19 protein-coding genes are annotated in these 20195 nt (G+C 67.2%); 14 read left to right on the forward strand and 5 right to left on the reverse strand.

Going from position 1 to position 20195, the window contains the following annotated elements; translation table 11 throughout:
* Positions 1–274: 274 nt before the first annotated feature.
* The 9 genes from ACEVQ6_RS17040 (at position 275) to ACEVQ6_RS17080 (ending at position 9862) form a co-directional block, all read left to right on the forward strand.
* Entirely contained in the window at positions 275–1045 is a 771-nt protein-coding gene (locus tag ACEVQ6_RS17040; RefSeq protein ID WP_374890230.1) for an SDR family NAD(P)-dependent oxidoreductase, read from the forward strand.
* 184 nt (positions 1046–1229) lie between these two features.
* Positions 1230–2357, forward strand: coding sequence for an ABC transporter ATP-binding protein (locus ACEVQ6_RS17045; RefSeq protein ID WP_374890231.1), 1128 nt, complete (start codon positions 1230–1232; stop codon positions 2355–2357).
* A 34-nt stretch (positions 2358–2391) separates the two neighbouring features.
* Positions 2392–3498, forward strand: a complete 1107-nt coding sequence (locus ACEVQ6_RS17050; RefSeq protein WP_374890232.1) for an ABC transporter substrate-binding protein — start codon at positions 2392–2394, stop codon at positions 3496–3498.
* A 77-nt stretch (positions 3499–3575) separates the two neighbouring features.
* Entirely contained in the window at positions 3576–4520 is a 945-nt protein-coding gene (locus tag ACEVQ6_RS17055; RefSeq protein WP_374890233.1) for an ABC transporter permease, read from the forward strand.
* Entirely contained in the window at positions 4517–5317 is an 801-nt protein-coding gene (locus ACEVQ6_RS17060; protein WP_374890234.1) for an ABC transporter permease, read from the forward strand. The genes ACEVQ6_RS17055 and ACEVQ6_RS17060 overlap by 4 nt, the downstream gene beginning before the upstream one ends.
* 38 nt (positions 5318–5355) lie before the next feature.
* Positions 5356–6684, forward strand: coding sequence for a histidinol dehydrogenase (hisD, locus tag ACEVQ6_RS17065; protein ID WP_374890235.1), 1329 nt, complete (start codon positions 5356–5358; stop codon positions 6682–6684).
* Positions 6684–7697 (forward strand): zinc-dependent alcohol dehydrogenase, encoded by a 1014-nt coding sequence (locus ACEVQ6_RS17070; RefSeq protein WP_374890338.1) that lies wholly within the window; start codon positions 6684–6686, stop codon positions 7695–7697. Before hisD ends, ACEVQ6_RS17070 begins: the two co-directional genes overlap by 1 nt.
* A gap of 132 nt (positions 7698–7829) precedes the next feature.
* Complete coding sequence (gene hutC, locus ACEVQ6_RS17075; RefSeq protein ID WP_374890236.1) at positions 7830–8561, forward strand: histidine utilization repressor; 732 nt, start codon at positions 7830–7832, stop codon at positions 8559–8561.
* Positions 8562–8569: 8 nt separating this feature from the next.
* Positions 8570–9862, forward strand: a complete 1293-nt coding sequence (locus tag ACEVQ6_RS17080; protein WP_374890237.1) for a hypothetical protein — start codon at positions 8570–8572, stop codon at positions 9860–9862.
* A gap of 52 nt (positions 9863–9914) precedes the next feature.
* On the opposite strand, the gene ACEVQ6_RS17085 is transcribed toward ACEVQ6_RS17080, so the two are convergent.
* Positions 9915–10307: a BRA0787 family protein gene (locus ACEVQ6_RS17085; protein WP_374890238.1), complete on the reverse strand. Its 393-nt coding sequence runs from the start codon at positions 10305–10307 to the stop codon at positions 9915–9917.
* A 188-nt stretch (positions 10308–10495) separates the two neighbouring features.
* Here ACEVQ6_RS17085 and ACEVQ6_RS17090 point away from each other — a divergent pair, with 188 nt between their 5' ends.
* The 3 genes from ACEVQ6_RS17090 to derI are packed head-to-tail and all read left to right on the forward strand — an operon-like array spanning position 10496 to position 12510.
* Entirely contained in the window at positions 10496–11278 is a 783-nt protein-coding gene (locus ACEVQ6_RS17090; RefSeq protein ID WP_374890239.1) for a DeoR/GlpR family DNA-binding transcription regulator, read from the forward strand.
* The gene (locus ACEVQ6_RS17095; protein WP_374890240.1) at positions 11278–12045 is read left to right on the forward strand and encodes a triose-phosphate isomerase; all 768 of its coding nucleotides are present in this window, start codon (positions 11278–11280) and stop codon (positions 12043–12045) included. Before ACEVQ6_RS17090 ends, ACEVQ6_RS17095 begins: the two co-directional genes overlap by 1 nt.
* 27 nt (positions 12046–12072) lie before the next feature.
* Positions 12073–12510 carry a D-erythrulose-4-phosphate isomerase gene (gene derI / locus ACEVQ6_RS17100; protein WP_374890241.1) on the forward strand — a complete coding sequence of 146 codons (438 nt, stop codon included), beginning with the start codon at positions 12073–12075 and terminating at the stop codon, positions 12508–12510.
* A gap of 161 nt (positions 12511–12671) precedes the next feature.
* Here the strand turns inward: derI and ACEVQ6_RS17105 are convergent, their stop codons facing one another.
* Both ACEVQ6_RS17105 and ACEVQ6_RS17110 read right to left on the reverse strand, forming a co-directional pair.
* Complete coding sequence (locus ACEVQ6_RS17105; protein WP_374890242.1) at positions 12672–13937, reverse strand: capsular polysaccharide export protein, LipB/KpsS family; 1266 nt, start codon at positions 13935–13937, stop codon at positions 12672–12674.
* A gap of 17 nt (positions 13938–13954) precedes the next feature.
* Positions 13955–15019, reverse strand: a complete 1065-nt coding sequence (locus tag ACEVQ6_RS17110; protein WP_374890243.1) for a hypothetical protein — start codon at positions 15017–15019, stop codon at positions 13955–13957.
* Positions 15020–15622: 603 nt separating this feature from the next.
* Here ACEVQ6_RS17110 and tal point away from each other — a divergent pair.
* Entirely contained in the window at positions 15623–16579 is a 957-nt protein-coding gene (gene tal, locus ACEVQ6_RS17115) for a transaldolase (RefSeq protein WP_374890244.1), read from the forward strand.
* 55 nt (positions 16580–16634) lie between these two features.
* Here the strand turns inward: tal and htpG are convergent, their stop codons facing one another.
* Positions 16635–18548, reverse strand: coding sequence for a molecular chaperone HtpG (htpG, locus tag ACEVQ6_RS17120; RefSeq protein ID WP_374890245.1), 1914 nt, complete (start codon positions 18546–18548; stop codon positions 16635–16637).
* Positions 18549–18851: 303 nt separating this feature from the next.
* Between htpG and ACEVQ6_RS17125 the strand changes: the two genes are divergently transcribed.
* Complete coding sequence (locus ACEVQ6_RS17125) at positions 18852–19013, forward strand: hypothetical protein (RefSeq protein WP_374890246.1); 162 nt, start codon at positions 18852–18854, stop codon at positions 19011–19013.
* Positions 19014–19090: 77 nt separating this feature from the next.
* Here the strand turns inward: ACEVQ6_RS17125 and ACEVQ6_RS17130 are convergent, their stop codons facing one another.
* Positions 19091–20194: a DUF475 domain-containing protein gene (locus ACEVQ6_RS17130; protein WP_374890247.1), complete on the reverse strand. Its 1104-nt coding sequence runs from the start codon at positions 20192–20194 to the stop codon at positions 19091–19093.
* Position 20195: the final 1 nt, after the last annotated feature.

Genomic DNA, 20195 nt, shown 5'->3' on the forward strand with positions numbered 1-20195 from the left:
GCACGACGCCCCTCTCCGTCGACGGCAAACCCGTCGCCCGGCAAGGGACGGGCAGAGCGCCGCAGGAAGCGACGGGATCGCCGGCGACCGGGGCAGGGGCGCCGGATCACGGCCGGGATCCGGTGTGCCTCCCGCTCACGGACAGCCGGCGCCTTGCCCGCCCGACGGGACCGACCCCGCGAGAGAACAAGGGGGCGGCGAATCGGTCCGTCTTGCGCTATCGGGTCGAGGACGGGCGCGACGATGATGCGGCGCCGATGCGGAGACCGATGCCATGACCCTTGCCTCGTTCGATCTTTCCGGCCGCCGGGCGCTCGTCACCGGGGCGAGCCGCGGCCTTGGCCGCGCGATTGCCACGGCGCTTGCCGGCGCCGGGGCGGATGTCGCCGTCACCGCGCGCAGCGCCGAGAGCCTGGAGGAGACCGTCGCCGCGGTCGCGGCCACCGGACGGCGGGCGATCGCGCTGCGGCAGGACGTGCGCGACGCGGCGGGCGCCACCGCCGTCGTCGCGGAGGCGGGCGAAGCCCTCGGCGGCCTCGACATCCTCGTCAACAATGCCGGCATCGAGCAGGTTCGCGCCTCGCTCGACGTCGACGAGGCGCTGTGGGACCGGATCGTCGATACCAACCTGAAGGGCGCCTTCTTCGTGGCGCAGGCGGCCGCCCGCGCGATGGCGAAGGCGGGGAGGGGCGGCGCGATGGTCAATCTCTGCTCGCTCACCTCCTATGTCGGCATCCCGACCGCCGTCCCCTACGGCGCCTCGAAGACCGGGCTGCTCGGCATGACGCGGGCACTCTCGGCCGAATGGGCGCCGCTCGGCATCCGCGTCAACGCGATCGCGCCGGGCTATTTCCGCACGGCGATGACCGAGGTCTTCTATGAGAACGACGACTGGCAGGCGGCGATGCTCGGGAAAATCCCGCAGCGCCGTTTCGGCGAGGCGGGCGATATCGGCGGCGCCGTCGTTTTCCTCGCCTCGGATGCCGCCGCCTATGTCACCGGCCATTGCATCCCCGTCGATGGCGGGTATCTTGCTTCGATCTGACGCCGATGCGGCGCTTTGCTTCGCACATGCACAAATTTTAGGCCATAATTGCGCCCGCCGAGAAAAGTCGCAGCCCGGTTGACGATACCTGTCCATATTTGTATAGACAAGTTGGCCGGGCGGCGGAGAGATCCGCGGGCCGCAAGGCGTGATGAACCGGCCCGGGGCCGGCGCGAGGGGTGCCATGGCAATCGCAGCGGCTGAACATCGTCGGGCAAGCGAGGCCGCCGTTTCGGTGCGCGACGTCGGCATGCGCTTCGGCAAGGTGCATGCCGTGCGCAACGCCTCCTTCGACCTGCCGCAGGGAAAATTCCTGACGATTCTCGGGCCTTCCGGCTCCGGCAAGACGACGCTGTTGCGCATGATCGCCGGCTTCGACGCGCCGACCAGCGGCGAAATCTTCATCGGTGGCCAGCCGGTCAATGCCGTGCCGCCGCACAGGCGCGCGATCGGCATGGTGTTCCAGAAGCTGGCGCTGTTTCCCCACATGACCGCCGCCGAGAATGTCGCCTTCCCGCTGAAGATGCGCCGCAGCGACGCGCGCCGGATCCCCGACACGGTCGAGCGCTATCTCGATCTTGTCCGCCTCGGCGGCTATGGCGGCCGGCGGATCCACGAGCTCTCCGGCGGCCAGCAGCAGCGCGTGGCGATCGCCCGCGCGCTCGTCTTCGAGCCGGACCTCCTTCTGCTCGACGAGCCGCTGGCGGCGCTCGACCGGAAACTGCGCGAGGAGATGCAGCTCGAATTCCGCCGCATCCAGAAGGAACTCGGCGTCACCACGATCAACGTCACCCACGACCAGCGCGAGGCCCTCGTCGTCTCCGACGAGGTGATCGTCATGGATGGCGGCGTCATCCAGCAGAAGGCCGCACCGGTCAGCGCCTACCGCACGCCGGCCAATGCTTTTGTCGCCAATTTCATCGGCGTCACCAACTTCATCGAGGGTCATGTGAAAACGCTCGCGGGCCCGTCGGTGACGCTCGACGCCTCCCGCGGGCTGGCCCTGCCGGGCATCGCCGCCGGCGAAAAGCTGAGGCAGGGGGGCAGGGCGCTCGGTGCGCTGCGCGCCGAGCAGATCCGCATCGCCCCCGCCGCGACCGGGCTCGACCGCCTCGACGTCACCGTCGACGGCAGCGTCACCGACGCGATCTTCGAGGGCGAGCGCATCGTCTACGAGGTCGCCGTGCCGGCGCTCGGCGACATGCCGTTCCGCGTCTTCGACCACGATCCGGTCGGCCATCAGCAGTTCACGTCGGGGGAAGCCGTCCGCCTCGGCTGGAACGCCCGCGACATGCATGTCTTCAACACGTAAACCGGATACGGTTTCAGCCAGAGGAGAACGACCGATGACAGATGAGACATTCCCCACACCGGCGCTGCGCCGCCGCACGCTGCTGCAGGCAATGGCCGCCGCCGGCGCCACCAGCGCCTTCGGCTGGGAGAAGGCCTTCGCGCAGGAGCCGGAAAAGCCGGCGGAGATCATCGTGCGCGCCTGGGGCGGAAGCTGGGTCGACAGCCTGAAGGCCGGCGTCTCCGACAGCTTCACCAAGGCGACCGGCATCGCGGTGCGCCACGACCTCACCGAAGACAACGAGATCCAGCCGAAGGTCTGGGCTGCCGTCGCGCAAGGCCGCGTGCCGCCGATCCACATCAACTGGGACACGACCACCAACGCCACCAAGTCGGCGCTGCGCGGCGTTACCGAGGACCTGTCCGACCTGCCGAACCTGAAGGACGCGACCGACCTCGCCAAGCCCGTCGGCCTCGACGGCTACCCGATCGTCAACACCTACGGCTATGTCTACGTTCTCGCCTACCGCCCCTCCGCCTTCCCGGACGGCGCGCCGAAATCCTGGAAGGACCTGCTCGACCCGAAGCTCAAAGGCCGCATCGCGCTCTACAATGACGGCATCGGCTTCCACTTCCCGGCCCAGGTCGCAGGCGGCGGCAAACTCGAGGACATTCCGGCCAACATGCAACCGGCCTGGGACTTCATCGCCAAGGTGAAGGAACAGCAGCCGCTGCTCGGCGAGGACCCGGATTTCACCACCTGGTTCCAGAAGGGCGAGATCGACGCCGCCTGCACGATTTCGACCAATGCGCGCGAGGCCAAGAAGAACGGCATCGAACTCGCCTGGGTCGTGCCGGAAGAGGGCGCCAAGTTCGACACGGACGGCCTGTGGATCCCCAAGGGCCTGCCGGAAAACGAGCTTTACTGGGCCAAGCAGTACATCAACCACGCGCTGACGAAGGAGGCCCAGCAGGTCTGGCTCGACGGTCTCGGTCTTCCGGGCGTCATCCCCGGCGTCAACCCGCCGGGCGACCTCGTCGGCGATCCGTCCTACCCGACCACGGAAGAGGACTTCAAACACCTCATCCGCATCTCGTCGAAGGTGCAGGTCGAAAACGAGAGCCAGTGGTTCGCCAAGTTCAAGGAAATCATGCAGGGCTGAGGCCCGCATGAGGCCCGCGCGGGAGGTTTTCCGCGCGGGGCCGCCTTCTCCGTGACAGTCTTTTCAGGACGATGCCGATGCGCCGATCCCGTGTCGCCTATCCATGGACGTGGCGCGTCATGGACGGGCTCGAAGCCCTCGCCGCCCGGCTCTGGCCCGCCCGCTTCGACCGCGGCCTGCCGCTCTTGATGCTGCTGCCGGCGCTGCTGCTCGTCGGCGTGCTCGTCCTCGGCCTGATCCAGATCGGCGACACCAGCCTCCGGACGCTCGACACCTCGACCTTCCTGATGTCGGAGGACTACACGCTTGCCAATTACCGGCGGGCGCTGACGGAGACTTTCTTCGCCACCGTCGCCGGGCGCAGCCTGATCGGCTCGGTGATCGTCACCGTGGTCACGCTGATCTTCGCCTTTCCTTACGCTTACCTGATGGTGCGCACGCCCTCCTCGGCCTTGCGCAAATTCCTGCTGGTGGCGCTGTTTCTGCCCTTCTTCATCGGGCAGGTGGTGCGCGCCTATGGCTGGCTGATCATTCTCGGCAATCAGGGCATGGTGAATGAAGCCCTCGGCCTTGTCGGTGTCTCGCCGATGCGGCTGCTCTACAATTACCCGGCCGTGCTCTTCGGGCTGGTGCAGTATATGCTGCCCTTCGCCGTGCTGATGCTGGCGCCAGCGCTCACCGCCATTCCCGCCGAGCTGGAATCGGCCGCAAGCTCGCTCGGCGCCAGCTGGACGCGCACCTTCCGCCATATCGTGCTGCCGCTCGCGCGACCCGGCCTCGTCGGCGCCGGTCTGGTCGTCGTTACGCTCTCGCTCACCGATTTCGCCATTCCGGCGATCCTCGGCGGCGGGTCACAGGATTTCATCGCCAACGCCATCTACGACCAGTTCTTCCGCACCTCCGACCAGGGGCTCGGCGCGACGCTGTCGCTGCTGCTCGTCGCGGTCGGCTCGCTGCTCGTCGGCGTCGTCTTCCTGTTGTTCGGCGCCGGCACGCTGGCGATGACCGGAGACCGCAAATGACCGGCTCCTTGAGCAAGTCCATCACCATCTGGGCCTTTGTCGGCCTTGCCCTGCTGATGCTGTCGGCGCCGACGATCGTCGTCCTCGGCGCGTCCTTCACCTCTGGCAACATCATCACCTTCCCGCCGGACGGGTTTTCGCTCAAATGGTACGGCAAAATCGCGGCCGCCAGCGACCTGCGCCAGGCCTTCGTCCGCTCGCTGGTGGTGGCGGCGATCTGCACCCTCGTCGCCATTCCCGTTGGAACGCTCGCCGGCATCGCGCTCGCCAAATACCGCGTTCGTTTCGCCCGCTCGATCCAGATCTACCTGCTCTTGCCCTTCACCGTGCCGCTGATCGGCTCCGGCATCGGCATGATGCTGGTCTTCGGCGAGATGCGTGTGCTGGGCTCGCTCTGGCCCGTCGGCATCGCCTGCGCCGTCATCAACCTGCCCTTCATGATCTGGGCCGTGACGGCGAGCGCCAGCAATCTCTCGCCGGACCTCGAACTGGCCGCCGCCAATTGCGGCGCCCCGCCGCTTTCCCGTTTTCTCTACATCACGCTGCCCGCCGTGCTGCCGGGCATCATCACCGGCTCGCTCTTGATGTTCATCCTGGCGCTGAACGAATTCCTCGTCAGCCTGCTGCTGACCGATGCGAGGAGCGTCACCCTGCCGGTGCAGATCTACAATTCCATCCGCTCGATCATCACGCCGGATCTCGCCGCGATCTCGGTCGTGTTCATCGTCTCGGCCGCCATCGCCATCGCCGCGCTCGACCGCCTTGTCGGGCTCGACATCTTCCTCAAATCGAAGTGACCGGACGGCGGCAACGCCGGCATCCAAGGACGACCATCATGACGGACGTGTCATTCCACGACTATTCCACCCTCTCGGCCGACGGGAAGGCGGCGCTGCTGCGCCGCTCCGAAACGGATCTTTCGAGCTTCGTCGAGAAGGTGCATCCGATCCTCGAGGCGGTGCGGACGGAAGGCGATGCCGCGCTCGCCCGCTTCGGCCGCGACCTCGACAAGGCGGACGTCACGGAGAAGACCTTAAAGGTGACCGACGCCGAGTTCGACGCCGCCTTCAAGCTGGTCGATGCCAGCGTGATAGAATCCATCCAGTTCGGCATCGACAATATCCGGCATTTCCACGAGGAGCAGAAGCCGGAGGCGATGTGGCTGAAGGAGATCCGCCCCGGCGCCTTTGCCGGCGACCGGTTTACGCCGATCAAGTCGGTCGCGCTCTATGTGCCGCGCGGCAAGGGTTCGTTCCCCTCCGTCACGATGATGACCTCGATCCCGGCCGTCGTCGCCGGCGTGCCGGAGCTTGCGATCGTCACGCCGCCGGCGCCCGATGGTTCCGTCGACGCGGCGACGCTGGTCGCGGCGCGGCTTGCCGGCGTCGAGACGGTCTACAAGGTCGGCGGCGCGCAGGCCGTGGCCGCCGTCGCCTACGGCACGGAGACCGTCAAGCCGGCGTTGAAGATCGTCGGCCCCGGCAGCCCGTGGGTGGTCGCCGCCAAGCGGGCGCTGTCCGGCATCATCGACACCGGCCTGCCCGCCGGCCCGTCCGAGGTGATGATCCTTGCCGACGACACGGTGCATGGCGGGCTCGCCGCCCTCGATCTCCTGATCGAGGCCGAGCACGGGCCGGATTCGTCGGCCTATCTCGTCACCCATTCGCGCCGCGTGGCGGAAGAGGCGCTGGCGGCACTCCCCGACCACTGGGCTGAGATGTCGGACTTACGCGTCGGTTTTTCCAAAACCGTGCTGACCGGCAAGAATGGCGGCATCGTGCTGACCTCCTCCATCGAGGAGAGCTACGCCTTCGTCAACGCCTATGCGCCGGAACATCTGGAACTGCTCTCCACCGAACCCTTCCTCCATCTCGGCCACATCACCGAGGCCGCCGAGATCCTGATGGGCACGCATACGCCCGTCTCGATCGCCAATTTCTCGCTCGGGCCGAACGCCGTGCTGCCGACCAGCCGCTGGGCCCGCACCTTCGGACCGTTGTCGGTCACCGATTTCGTCAAGCGCTCGTCGATCGGCTATGTCACCGCACCGGCCTATCCGGAATTCGCCAGACATTCGCACACTCTGGCGCTCTACGAAGGGTTTTCGTCGCATGCGCTGGCGGTCTCCCCCTTGCGCGACAAATACCTGAAGAAGGACGCATGATGAGGGCCGTTCGCCTCTACGACGCGCTGGATCTCAGGGTCGAGGATATCGATCCGCCGGCAGCACCGCCGCCGGGGCATGTGAACCTTGCCGTGCGCGCCGCCGGCATCTGCGGCTCCGACCTGCACAATTTCCGCACCGGGCAGTGGATCAGCCGGCGGCCGTCGACGGCGGGCCATGAATTCTCAGGCCGTATCACCGCGGTCGGGGAGGGGGTCGAGGGTCTCGCCGTCGGCGACACGGTCGTGGCGGATTCACGCGTCTGGTGCGGGGAGTGCCCGGCCTGCGCCAGCGGCCGGGCCCAGATCTGCGAGGCGCTCGGCTTCGTCGGCGAGGTCTGCGACGGCGGCTTTGCCGACGCGGTGCAATTGCCGGCAAGGCTGATTTTGAAGCACGATGCGAGCCTGCCGGCGATCGTCGCCGCGATGGCGGAACCTCTGGCGGTGGCGCTGCATGCCGTGCGCCGGCTCGCCCCACGCGCCGGCGAAGCGGTGCTCGTTGCCGGCTGCGGCACGATCGGCGGGCTTTCGGCGCTGGTGCTCTCCGAGATCCATGACGGGCCGATCCTCGTCGCGGATCGCAACGCGACGCGGGCGAAAACCGTGGCGGATCTCGCCCGCGCCACGGTGGTCGACCTCGACAGGGCGGCGATCGATGCGGCGCTCTCCGGCAGGCGCCTGCGCTATGCGCTCGACGCCACCGGCAACATAAAGGCGATCGGGGTCATGCTCGACCTTCTCTCCGGCGGCGGCGCGCTGGCGCTGGTCGGCATCGGGCATGGCAAGCTGGATCTCGACCCGAACCTCTTGGTCGAGCGCGAGATCGGCCTTCTCGGCTGCCATGCCTTCGCCGACGAACTGCCGGAAGCGATCGGCCTGCTGCCGAAGCTTGCCGACCGGCTGATGCGGATGACCGAGACGCTGACGACGCTCGACGACGTGCCGGCCGCCTATCAGCGTCTCATCAACGGCGAGACGGCGGCGCTGAAGACGGTGGTGGCACTCGCCAGCTAAAGCGTGTCTTGCAAAGCTGTGCAGCGATTTTGCGAAAAGACACACGTAAAACAAGGACCTGAAGCGTACGAGCGACACTGAAAGATCGCGACACGCTTTCGGCGCGCGCCTTGCATTCAGGAGTGATGGACGATGGACACGCTTTCCGATTCCGCCTCGCCGCTCTACGAGAAGGTGAAGGATTTCGTCCTGACGAACATCGGCAGCGGCAAATGGGCGCGCAATGCCCGGCTGCCCTCCGAACATGCGCTGGTCGAGGCGCTCGGCGTCTCGCGCATGACGGTTCACCGGGCGCTGAGGGAACTGACCTCGGAGGGGCACCTGCGCCGCATCCAGGGGGTCGGCACCTTCGTCGCGCCGCCGAAACCACAATCGACGCTGATCGAGATCAGCAACATCGCCACCGAGATCCTCGCGCGCGGCAGCCGGCACCGCGCCGAGGTGATCGCGCTGGAGCGGATCGACCGGCCCTCGGCGGCGCTGCTGATCGCCTTCGAATTTGCCGACATCCGGCCGGTCGACCATTCGGTCATCGTCCATTTCGAAAACGACCTGCCGGTGCAGCTCGAGGAGCGCTACGTCAACGCCACCCTCGTCTCCGGCTATGCCGAGCAGGATTTCACCGCGATCGCCACCTTCGAATATCTGCAGACCGCGACGCCGCTGACCGAGGTGGAGCATGTCATCCGCGCCGAGCCGGCCGACGGCGAGACGGCGCGGCTGCTGCAGCTTCGCCCCGGCGATGCCTGCCTCGTCCTCGACCGCAAGACCTGGAGCGGCGCGGTCGTCGCCACCGTCAACACCTTCACCTATGCCGGAAGCCGCTACACGCTCGGCAGCCGCTACATGACCCGCAACACATGAGTGTCCCGATGACCGAAAGCCCGAGCCGCACCGCCGAGATCCGCCGCCTGGCCACGCTGCGCGACGGCCGCGCCGAGGCGATGCTCGCGGCACTTCTCGCCGATCTCTTCGGCATGCAAGCCGAAAACCTCGTCATCAACCACGACCAGTACAGCCTCAACTCGCTGAACGGCGTCTTCGACAGCGAGGACGGCGCCTTCTTCTTCAAGTTCCACCAGGAGGAAGGCGAGGAGGCGATGACCGGCGAATATTACCGGGCCGACATCCTCGCCCGCGCCGGGCTTCCCGTCGACCAGCCGGTGAAGATGTCGGTGCTGCCGGGCGAGCAGATCCTGGTCTATCGCCGCCGCACCGATCCGCGCTTCTCCGACGTGCTCCGGGCGCTCGATCTCGACCATGACGCGGAGAAGGCCGCCCGTGCGGCCGCCGCAGAAGCCGGCCTTTCCGACGCGGTGCTCGCCGTCTACCGCCGGACGCTGCATCCGATCACGCCGGCGCAGTCCGCCGCTGAGCCGGTGCACCGTCTGTTCCACGACCGCCTCGTCGACCTGCCCGAGGGCGCCTATCCGGGCGGGCGGCTGAAGACATTCTATGTCGGTCGGGACTTCGCCTTTCCGGGCGTCACGCTTGGCTGGGAGGAATTCTCCACGGCGACCATCCGCGTCAACGGCATCCGCTATGCCGAGACGGTCGGCCAGTTGTTCGATGCGGCGGTCGCGCGGCTGAAACCGCAGGCCCTCGCCGATGCCGGCGGCGTCACCGCCCATGGCGATGCCCACAATGCCAACGTCTGGTACGAGGAGGGGGAGGGGGGCCCGCGTCTTTCCTATTTCGACCCCGCCTTTGCCGGCGAGGCCGTGCCGACATTGCTTGCCGAGGTGAAGACGACCTTCCACAACGTGCTCGCCCATCCGCTCTGGCTCTACGACCCGGCCGTCGCGGCCGAACGCTACAGCGCCTCGGCCAGCTATGCCGGCGGCGTGCTCGACATCGAAACCGACTGGCGCCCGAGCCCGGTGCGGCGCGATCTCCTGCGGGTCAAGGCGGAGCGCCTGTGGAGGCCGCTGCTGTCGGAACTCGCCGGGCGCGGCCTGCTGCCCGCCGATTGGCGCCGCGTCGTCCGGCTCGGTCTCTTCCTCTGCCCGACGCTGGTGATGAACCTGCGCGCCGGCGCCACGACGCACAACCCGGTCTCTTCGGCCATCGGTTTTGCCGTCGCCGTGATGGCCGGATCCGAACCGCTGGACGGGAGCGACATCGTCTCCTTGATGTTTGACGCGATCGATCCCGCCAGGGCCTGATATCCCCGCGGCCGGCACCGGGACCGTCCGCGTGTCCTGCGTCCCGTCCCGGTCAGGCCTGGATGCCCTCGCCGTAGCGGTTGACCCAGGTTTCGAGGAAATGGCCGATGTCGCCGCTCGCATGGCTTCTCAGCCGCTTGCGGTAGAGGACGGCCATGACGCGCGCCGCCGTCGAGAACGTCATCTCGTCGAGCGGGCCGCTGCCGTTCCATTTCTTCGTCAGCCGGTCGGTGATCACACCCATCATGTTTTGCGGCAGGATGTCGGTGCAGGCGCTCATATGCTCGAAGACGGCGCGGATCGGCACCACCTTGCCCTCGAAGGTGACGACGGGCTCGGCCTCGCCCTCCTCCCAGGCCTCGTAGGTTTCGAGAGCATCGCGGAAAAGTTCATGAAGGGTGATCGGCGCGTGGCCCTCGTGAAGGGCCGGCAGGAATTCGCTCATGTCAACTCTCCTCTCATCACACGGATGGCGAGGATCAATGCGCGACGGGGAGGAAAGTTCCCTCGCCCAAATATCACATAAAAATCACAAAATCGCGTTACGGATCTTGAAAAGATCACATTTTCAGCGCATGAAGGCGCCGTGGGCGCGGAGGAGAGCGCGGCCCATGGCGACGGGATGGATTTTCGGTGAAACCGGACGACAGGCGGCAAGAGATCATGGATCTCCTGATGGAGGCGGGCAGCGTCTCCGTCGAGGAGCTGGCCTCGCGCTTCGGCATCAGCAAGATGACCGTCCACCGCGACCTCGACGATCTCCAGCTCGCCGGCCTTGTGCGCAAGGTCCATGGCGGCGCCTCCATCCAGTCGAGCCCGCAATTCGAGAGCGATTTCCGCTACCGCGAAAAGATCGCCGCCGGCGAGAAGCGCCGGCTCGCCCGCCATGCCGCCTCGCTGGTCGAGCCCGGCCAGATCGTGCTGATCGACGACGGCTCGACGGCCGGCGGGGTCGCCGCCTTCATCAGGGACATAAGGCCGCTGACGGTGATCACCAACAATCTCTCGGTGATCACGTCCCTAAGCGGCCTTCCGGGCATCACGCTGATCGCGCTCGGCGGCCAGTACAGCCGGAAGTTCAACGGCTTCTTCGGGATCGTCACGGAGGAGGCGCTGCGCGCGCTGCGCGGCGACATCGCCTTTCTCTCCTCGTCCGCCATCCAGGGCGCGGCCGCCTTCCACCAGGACCAGGAGGTGGTGCAGACGCGCCGCCTGATGATCCGGGCGGCGAGCCGCAGCGTCCTGATGGTCGACCACGGCAAGTTCGGCAGGCCGGCGCTGCATTTCCTCACGGGCCTCGACGCCTTCACCACCGTCATGACCGGCGAGGAACTTAATCCCGGCGAACAGAAAAGCCTTCGCGACGCCGGCATTCATCTCGTGACCATCAACAAGGACCTGTCCGGGGAGGACTGATGAGCAAGACGCAATACTGGGTCGGCACAAGCTGGAAGATGAACAAGACGCTCGCCGAGGCGAGGATCTTCGCCGACGGGCTTTCGGCCGCCGACGCCGACAATGATCCGCGCATCCAGCGCTTCATCATCCCGCCCTTCACCGCCGTGCGCGAGGTGAAGCAGATCCTCGACGGCAAGAGCGTCAAGGTCGGCGCGCAGAACATGCACTGGGACGATGCCGGCGCCTGGACCGGCGAGATCTCGCCGGTGATGCTGAAGGAATGCAACCTCGACCTCGTCGAACTCGGCCACAGCGAGCGGCGCGAATTCTTCAACGAGACCGACGAGGCCGTCGGCAAGAAGACCGCCGCCGCCGTCCGCCACGGCCTGATCCCGCTGATCTGCATCGGCGAGACGCTGGCCGAGCGCGAGGCCGGCCAGGCCGACGCCGTGCTGAGGCGCCAGACGGAGGTCGCGCTCTCCTTCCTCACCGAGGAGGAAAAGCAGGCGCCGATCCTTCTCGCCTACGAGCCGGTCTGGGCGATCGGCGTCAACGGCATCCCGGCCTCGGCCGACTATGCCGACGAGCGCCACGCCAACATCGCCGGCTGGGCGGAAGCAGCCCTCGGCCGGGTGATCCCGGTGCTCTATGGCGGCAGCGTCAATCCGGGCAACTGCGCGGAACTCATCACCATGCCGCATATCGACGGCCTGTTCATCGGCCGCTCCGCCTGGACCGTCGAGGGCTATCTCGACATCCTGAAGCGCTGCTCGGCCGCCCTTTGACACGACCATAACGAAAGGAAACACCCCATGAAGATCGCGATTGGCGCCGACAGCGCCGGCAAGCCGCTGCTCGACATCATCGAAGCCCACCTCGCCACCAAGAAGGACCTCGAGGTCTCCAACCTCAGCCAGTCCGGCTTCTACGCCGACCTGTCGAAGGGCCTCGCCGACACCATCGTCAAGGGCGAGAACGAACGCGGCATCCTGATCTGCGGCACCGGCATCGGCGTCTGCATCTCCGCCAACAAGGTGCCCGGCATCCGCGCCGCGCTGACGCACGACACCTATTCGGCCGAGCGCGCCGCCAAGTCGAACAACGCCCAGATCATCACCATGGGCGCCCGCGTCATCGGGCCGGAACTCGCCAAGGCGATCGTCGACAAGTGGCTGGAGTCGGAATTCGACCCGAACGGCGCCTCCGCCGGCAATGTCGACGCGATCAACAAGCTCGACGCCTGCAAGTAAGGGGCGGCCCGCCCTCCCTCGATCCCGAGACCGCGACGCCCGTTGATCCTCCTCTCGGGCGCCTCGCGAGGCGCTGATCCCGTCCCGGCCTGAAGCACCGCGGACGGGAAGCGCCGGACCTCGCCCGAACGCCGCCCCGAGTCTTGCTTGCGGGCGGCGTTTCACGTTTCGGAGGGCGGATCGAAGGGATAGAGCAGCCGGCCGAGGCGCCGCTGCCTGCGATCCGGCACCTCGCGGAAGAAATCGATCGGATAGGCGCGGTAATAGGCGACGTCCTCGGCTGTGCCGAGGCGGGCGATGACCGGGGAGACGACGGCCGGCAGCAGGTGGCGCCAGCCGAGAAGACCATAGGGGCCGAAGGCCCGCCAGCCCGGCCGGGCGGCGAAGGGCGACGGCGTCGTGGAACGCGCGCGCGCCGCGTCGATCCAGTCGAGCGCGCCCTCGAAGGTCAGCGGCCGAAGCGTGTCGGGATCGAAATAGCGCGGATAGAGGAGATAGGCCCCGGCAAAGAGCGCCTCGATCGTCAGCCGCCGGCCGCGCCGCTCGCTCGGCTGCCGGTCGTCGGTCAGACCCCAGCCGGCATAGAAGGGCCGGCCGGCGACGGTGACCGGCAATCCGCGCATCAGCGCCTCGAACCCCGACAGCGACGTGATCGTGTAGACGTGGTCGATCGTGGCGAAGGCGGCGGCGAGCGGCAGCGGCATGTCGAGCACGCGGGCGATGCCGCGCACCTCGTCCGGGTCGGAGAGGGCGGGCCGCACGCGGTTCAGCACGTCCGGATGCGGCTTGTAGAGGATCTCGGCCTCCGGGTTCTCGGCCGCCGCCAGCCGCACGAGGTCGTTGTTGGTCATCGGCGGGATGCAGCCGTAGCGGATCGAGGCGTCGTCCTCGACCTGGCCGATGACGAGGATGCGGCGGCGCGTCTTGGCCCCGTAGACGGCGGCGGCATCGACCGGCGCGGCGCCGGCATATTTGCTGATGCCGCCGCCGACGATGCGGGCGATGCCGTCGCGGGCGCGGGACAGAAGCGCCGGGTCGGCGTCGAAATCATGGGTCGACAGCAGGACTTCCAGATCCGAGGCGCGGCGCCCGTCGAAATAGGGGGTGCGGCCGTCAAGCGTCAGGGAAAGGGGCGGTGTGCGGCCGGCATGGCCGGCGACCGAGCGCAGGAAACCGTCCTCGACGCAGGTGACGCGGACGCCGCGCTCGGCGGCGAAGCGGAACACGGCGTCCGGCGCGTTCAGGCTCCAGACCATGATCTCGGCGTCCCGGTCCACGGCGATCCGCGGCGCCCAGTCACGCAGGAACGCATCCCCGCCGAGATGGAAGGGAACGGGAATGAAGCGCCGGTCGGGAAAGAAACGGCGCCAGACCGGCCGCTTCCACGCATGGAGATGGAAGGCGTAGGTCGGGATGCGGCCGGGCATCGAGGCGGGGCGCGCGGTCAGCGATAGGGGTCGGCGAGCGCCGCATCCGGGCGGCTGACCGGATATTTCCGCTTCGACACCGAGGAGGCGAGCCTGTCGGCGCCCTTCTGTTCGAGGAGCAGGCGGAAGCTGCGATGCATGCCGCCGTCGGAATAGGCGTGCAGCGTCGCGGGCGCCCCGTCCGAGAGCAGGTCGGCGACCTTCTCCTCGTCCGCCGCCTGCTTGGCGGCGATGCGCGGATCCGGGCCGCCGAGCGCCGGCGGGCAGGCGGCCAGCGGATCGGTCGGCTCGCCGCCGGCGAAAAGCTGGTCGAAGACGTAGCGCCGGCCGCAGACCGAGACCTTCGGCTGGCGGCGGTTCAGCTCGAAACTGTCATAGCCGACCTTGAGATCGCGCCAGAAGCCGTAATTCGGGTCGGCGCGGTTTTCCGCCATGTTCTTCGGCGTCATGCGGAAGGGGAAGGCCTGCACCTGGAACTGCGCCTGCCCGCCCTTCAGCGCCGTGTTGACGACGGCATAGATCTCGGAAATGCCCTGGTCGGTCATGGCGTAGCAGCCCGACGACGAGCAGGCGCCGTGCACCATCAGCGCCTCGCCGGTATAGCCGAGCGCCGATTCGAGCCGGTTCGGATAGCCGAGGTTGAAGGAGAGGTAGAACTGCGACTTCGGGTTCAGCATGCCGGCGGAGACATGGTAGAAGCCCTCCGGCGCCTGCCGGTCGCCAGCCTTCATCTTCGGCCCGAGCTTGCCGGACCAGCGGCACATCGGATAGGTCTTCAGCAGCGCGTAGCGGCCGCTCGCATCCTGCTTCCAGACCTCGAGCTCGCTCTCCTTCTTGAAGATGCGCACCAGCACCGGGCTTTCCGGCCGCATGCCGCGCGCCTTCATCTCGCGCACGAGCTTGGCCGGGATTTCCGGGGCGGCGCCGTCGAGATCCTCGAGGTTCATCGACATGCAGCCGGAGATCAGCGCCATGGCCGAGACGAGGCCGGCGGTCAGGGCGAAGCGCCGCACCCTCGCCGAGACGGCCGCGATGGCGCTCCCGATCCCGGCCGCCCGTCCCGTCGCATTCCGTCCCGTCATCGTCCCGCGCCCCTGAATTGTCCGCCTGCCGCGTCGCCCGAACGTCGCCTCGGGCCTGTTCTGCACCGGCAAGATTGCCCGAACTTGGTTATCATTCGTTAAAGATCGGTGTAAAGCATCGCGCCGCCCGCCTGCGCCTTGCTCTTGCCCCGCCATTGCGCCGGTTCTGCGGCAGAAAGCGCGCGATGGAGCGCCGATCGCGACAACATGCCTTGACGCGCGCGGCCTCGGACACGACCTCTTATCGGGACACGCCCGAAAAAGAGGATCGACGGAGGCGGCGATTGCCTCTATCCAATCGATTTAGCCCGATCGATGCGAGAAACGGCTTGCCTTAGCGCTGCCGGCGGGCCGCCACCGGCCGGAGGCGCCGAAACCATACCGAAGCGCAAGAATTTGCGCTAGAGCATTTCCCGCCGAAGCCTGATCGCGTCGGCGTCGGAGAATGCGACAAAAAGAAGGATTCAGAGCATTTCCGGTGATCCCGTGATCACCGGAAATGCTCTAGGAGCATGGCGACGGATCCGGGCCCGCAAGGGCTCGCCCGAATGCCTTTCGTCAACGGCAGCGCCAGCCTGCCCCGGAAACAACAAGGATAGACCAATGCCATCGAAGCTCGACCAACTGCGCGACATCACCACGGTGGTCGCGGACACCGGCGATATCGAGGCCGTGCGCAAGCTGAAGCCGGTCGACTGCACGACGAACCCGACGATCGTCTTCAAGGCGCTCGGCATGCCGCAGTTCGAGGGCGCCGTCTCCGACGCCATCACCTGGGCGAAATCGGCGAGCGGCACGCGCGAGGCGGTGGTCCAGGCGACGGCCGACCGGCTGGCGATCGCCGTCGGCGCCGCACTCGCCGAACTGGTCCCGGGGCGCGTGTCGACCGAAGTCGACGCCGACCTCTCCTTCGACACGGAGCGCTCGATCGAGAAGGGCCGCGCCATCATCGCCGCCTACGAGGCGCAGGGGATCGGCCGCGAGCGCATCCTGATCAAGCTCGCCTCGACCTGGGAAGGCATCCGCGCCGCGGAAGTGCTGCAGAAGGACGGCATCGACTGCAACCTGACGCTGCTCTTCAGCAAGGCCCAGGCGATCGCCTGCGCCGATGTCGGCGTCTTCCTGATCTCGCCCTTCGTCGGCCGCATCCTCGACTGGTACAAGAAGTCGACCGGCAAGGACTACACGCCCGAGGAAGATCCGGGCGTGGTCTCGGTGCGCTCGATCTACAATTACTATAAGGCGAACGGCATCAAGACGATCGTCATGGGCGCCTCCTTCCGCTCCGTCGGCGAGATCGAGGCGCTGGCGGGCTGCGACCGACTGACGATCGCGCCGAACCTGCTTGAAGAGCTTGCGAACGACCAGGGCCAGCTCACGCGCAGGCTCTCGCCCGACGTGCACGAGAAGGACGAGCCCGTCACCATCGACGAGAAGACCTTCCGCTGGATGATGAACGAGGATGCGATGGCCACCGAGAAGCTCTCCGAGGGCATTCGCGGCTTCGCCAAGGACCTCGTCGGCCTGCGCAGCCTGATCGCCGGCAAGCTCGACGCCTGATCCCCGACCCGAAAGGCCGCTCCCCGATGACGGGAGCGGCCTTTCGTTTCGCGGCTTACGCGCCGAGCGCGCGCTCGAAGACGCGCGACAGGCGCTCGGCGAAGGCGCGCGGGTCGTCCGGCTTGCCGCCGTCGAGGATGTGGGCCTGGTCGAAGAGGAGGCGCACGGCGTCCTCGCCGAAGGCCGTATCCGCCTTGCCCTTTTCCGCGATGGCGCCGATCAGCGCGTGATCGGGATTGATTTCCAGCACCGGCTTTGCCGCGCCGTCGATCCGGCCGGCGCCCTGCAGAAGCTTCTCCAGCGCCCGGTCCGGCCCGCCCTCCGGCGCGACGAGGCAGACGGCGCTTTCCGTCAGCCGGTCGGAGGCGCGCACGTCCGAGACGCTGTCGCCGAGCACCGTCTTTGCGAAACCGATGAAGCTTTCCACCGTCGGCGTCGTCACGCTTTGCGAGGAGGCATCCTCGCCCGTCTTGGCGATGCCGGCGAGGTCGGCCGCGCCCTGGCTCACCGACTTCAGCGGCTTGCCGTCGAAATCGCCGGCCATCGTCACCCAGAAACTGTCGACCTGATCGGCAAGCAGCAGCACCTCGACACCGCGCGCGCGAAACCCTTCGAGCTGCGGCGAGGCCTTCAGTCGGTTGAGGTCGTCGCCGGCGAGGTAGTAGATCGCCGTCTGGCCCTCCTTCATGTCCTTGACGTAGTCGGCGAGCGAGCGCCAGCCGTCGCCCGACGCGGTGGTGCGGAAACGCGACAGGCCGAGAAGCTGCTGTCGGCGCTCGAAATCCTCGTAGATGCCCTCCTTGAGGACGGCACCGAAGGTTTCCCAGATCGTGCGGAATTTTTCCGCGTCGCTCTCGGCAAGTTTTTCGAGCGCGGTCAGCACGCGGCTCGTCAGGCCCTTGCGCATCGCGCTTAGCACCGGGCTTTCCTGGATCATCTCGCGCGAGACGTTGAGCGGCAGGTCGGCCGTGTCGACGAGGCCGCGGACGAAGCGGAGATAACGAGGCAGCAGGCCGGCATCGTCGGTGATGAAGACGCGGCGGACATAGAGCTTCATCCGCCCCTTGCGGTCGGGATCGAAGAGGTCGAAGGGCTGGCTGCCGGGCACGAAAGCGAGTGCTGTGTATTCGTGCCGCCCTTCCGCGCGGAAATGCACGGTCAGCGCCGGGTCGTCATACTGGCCGGAGACGTTGCGGTAGAATTCGGCGTAGGCCTCCTCGCCGATCTCGCTCTTCGGCTTCGTCCAGAGGGCGGTGCCGTCGGCGATCTCGTTGGCTTCCGCGCCGGGCTTCTCGATCAGCGCGATCGGCACGGGGATGTGGCCGGACTGGGCCTTGACGATGCGCTCGACCGTCCATTTCGACGTGTAGCTCTTCGCCTCGTCCTTGAGGTGCAGTACGACGCGGGTGCCGCGCACCGGCGCGTCGGCGAGGTCGGCGGGCGCGATCGCATAGCTGCCCTTGCCGTCGGACGACCAGGAAAAGGCCGCATCGGTTCCCGCCTTGCGCGAGACGACGTCGACGCGGTCGGCGACCATGAAGGCGGAATAGAAGCCGACGCCGAACTGGCCGATCAGCTGCGTGCCCTCGCTCTTTTCCGCCGCCTCGATCCGTTCCATGAAGGCGCGGGTGCCGGAGCGGGCGATGGTGCCGAGCGCCTCGGCGAGCTCGGCGCGGTCCATGCCGATGCCGTTGTCCTCGATCGTCAGGCGGGCTTCCGCCTCGTCGAGCGTGATGGTGATGCGCGCGGCCGCGTCGTCGCCGAGGAGACCCGGCGTGCCGATCGCCTCGTAGCGCAGCTTCTCGCAGGCATCGGCCGCGTTGGAGATCAGCTCGCGCAGGAAGACGTCCTTGTCGGAATAGACCGAATGCACCATCATGTGCAGCAGGCGGGCAACATCGGCCTCGAATACGTGATGCTCGGGGGCAGGGCTGGCGGAGACGTCCGCCGTCTTCGTCTCGTCGTTCATTGCGGGTGTCCTTGGCATGCAGAAAAAACCGCGCCTGACTTGGCAAGCACGGCGTTGAAATTCAAGAGCGAAAATCGCGCCCGCCGCCGGCGCGACGGCTGCGGACCCGAGGGACGCCCGCGAATTCCTTCCTCTGCGAACCGGTGCCGTCGCCTTCGCCGTGGTAGAGGGGCCCCGCGGCCCGTCCGGGGCCGAACGAGCAGGCGAGCACGGCGCGGACTGCATGGCAGCCCTGCCGTCGCGGCGATTGTTGCGGGAGGGGGGCAATCCTATCTCCGGATCATGACAACGGAGATGAGAACGATGACCGCCCCGAAGACCAGTTTCCTTGCCCGCGCCGTCGCTGTGTTCGGCGCCGCCTCGGCCGCCGCCGCCGCCGTCGAGGGCAACCGCCGGCCGCGCGCCAGCGACCTGCGCACGCTCGGCATCGACCCCGAGAGCTTCCCCGGCGCCGCCCGCCGCTGATCTCGGGCGCCCGACACGGAAAACCCGTCGCGGATCGCCCGCGACGGGTTTTTTCATGGCTTAAGCGGTTCGGCGCCTCAGTAGTTCAGCGCGTCCTTCGACTGCTGGTCGGCAAAGGCCTTGTGCTCGGCCTGTTCGCGCCGGTTGTAGCGCACCGACGACCAGAAGGAGATGCCGATCAGCGCCGCGCCGCCAAGCCCGGTGATGACCTCCGGGATGTGCACCATGGTCTGGACGAACATGATAACCGAGAGGATCAGGATGGCGTAGAAGGCGCCGTGCTCCAGATAGCGGTATTCGGCGAGCGTGCCCTTCTCGACCAGCATGATGGTCATGGACCGCACATACATGGCGCCGATGCCGAGACCGATGGCGATGACGAAGAGATTCTGCGTCAGGGCGAAGGCGCCGATGACGCCGTCGAAGGAGAAGCTGGCGTCGAGCACTTCCAGATAGATGAAGGCGCCGAGACCGCCCTTGGCCGCCTCGCTCATGGTCTTCTGCGACGCGTCGAGCAGGCCGCCGATCACCTCGACGACGAGGAAGGTCAGGAGGCCGTAGATGGCGCAGTAGACGAAGGTCACCGCCTCGTCGCCCTCCAGCATCGAGGAGAAGATCAGCACCACCGAGAGCACGAAGGCGATCTCGACGCCCTTGATCGAGGCGACGCTGGAGATCTTGCGCTCGATCCAGGAAATCCAGTGCACGTCTTTCTCGGCATCGAAGAAGAAGTTCAGTCCGACCATCATCAGGAAGGCGCCGCCGAAGGCCGCGATCGGCAGATGGGCCTCGTTCATGATGCGGGCATATTCCTCCGGCTGGCTCGCCGCGAGGATGATCGCCTCGATCGGCCCGATCTTCGCCGCGATGACGACGATCAGCAGCGGGAAGACGATGCGCATGCCGAAGACGGCGATGACGATGCCCCAGGTGAGGAACCGGTGCTGCCAGACCGGCGTCATGTCCTTCAGCTTGTTGGCGTTGACGATGGCATTGTCGAAGGAGAGCGAGATCTCCAGCACGGCCAGCACGACACAGATGAAGAAGACGGTGGCCATGCCGCCGAGCGAGCCGGTCGTCTGCCAGCCGAGCCAGGCGCCGAGCGCGAGACCGGCGACGGTGACGATGAAGGCCCACTTGAAGTAGGAGAGCGTGGGCGTATCGGTGACGGGTCCGCTCATG

Origin of the sequence: Ensifer soli, assembly GCF_041928815.1 — a bacterium.
Lineage (GTDB): Bacteria > Pseudomonadota > Alphaproteobacteria > Rhizobiales > Rhizobiaceae > JBHFEI01.

Coding starts and splice junctions, on each gene's coding strand:
- tal (WP_374890244.1), top strand. CDS start 15,623: ATGCCATCGAAGCTCGACCAACTGCGCGACATCACCACGGTGGTCGCG.
- htpG (WP_374890245.1), bottom strand. CDS start 18,548: ATGAACGACGAGACGAAGACGGCGGACGTCTCCGCCAGCCCTGCCCCC.
- ACEVQ6_RS17110 (WP_374890243.1), bottom strand. CDS start 15,019: ATGACGGGACGGAATGCGACGGGACGGGCGGCCGGGATCGGGAGCGCC.
- ACEVQ6_RS17040 (WP_374890230.1), top strand. CDS start 275: ATGACCCTTGCCTCGTTCGATCTTTCCGGCCGCCGGGCGCTCGTCACC.
- ACEVQ6_RS17125 (WP_374890246.1), top strand. CDS start 18,852: ATGACCGCCCCGAAGACCAGTTTCCTTGCCCGCGCCGTCGCTGTGTTC.
- ACEVQ6_RS17080 (WP_374890237.1), top strand. CDS start 8,570: ATGACCGAAAGCCCGAGCCGCACCGCCGAGATCCGCCGCCTGGCCACG.
- ACEVQ6_RS17070 (WP_374890338.1), top strand. CDS start 6,684: ATGAGGGCCGTTCGCCTCTACGACGCGCTGGATCTCAGGGTCGAGGAT.
- derI (WP_374890241.1), top strand. CDS start 12,073: ATGAAGATCGCGATTGGCGCCGACAGCGCCGGCAAGCCGCTGCTCGAC.
- hisD (WP_374890235.1), top strand. CDS start 5,356: ATGACGGACGTGTCATTCCACGACTATTCCACCCTCTCGGCCGACGGG.
- ACEVQ6_RS17055 (WP_374890233.1), top strand. CDS start 3,576: ATGCGCCGATCCCGTGTCGCCTATCCATGGACGTGGCGCGTCATGGAC.
- ACEVQ6_RS17085 (WP_374890238.1), bottom strand. CDS start 10,307: ATGAGCGAATTCCTGCCGGCCCTTCACGAGGGCCACGCGCCGATCACC.
- ACEVQ6_RS17050 (WP_374890232.1), top strand. CDS start 2,392: ATGACAGATGAGACATTCCCCACACCGGCGCTGCGCCGCCGCACGCTG.
- ACEVQ6_RS17060 (WP_374890234.1), top strand. CDS start 4,517: ATGACCGGCTCCTTGAGCAAGTCCATCACCATCTGGGCCTTTGTCGGC.
- ACEVQ6_RS17095 (WP_374890240.1), top strand. CDS start 11,278: ATGAGCAAGACGCAATACTGGGTCGGCACAAGCTGGAAGATGAACAAG.
- ACEVQ6_RS17045 (WP_374890231.1), top strand. CDS start 1,230: ATGGCAATCGCAGCGGCTGAACATCGTCGGGCAAGCGAGGCCGCCGTT.
- ACEVQ6_RS17105 (WP_374890242.1), bottom strand. CDS start 13,937: ATGCCCGGCCGCATCCCGACCTACGCCTTCCATCTCCATGCGTGGAAG.
- ACEVQ6_RS17130 (WP_374890247.1), bottom strand. CDS start 20,194: ATGAGCGGACCCGTCACCGATACGCCCACGCTCTCCTACTTCAAGTGG.
- hutC (WP_374890236.1), top strand. CDS start 7,830: ATGGACACGCTTTCCGATTCCGCCTCGCCGCTCTACGAGAAGGTGAAG.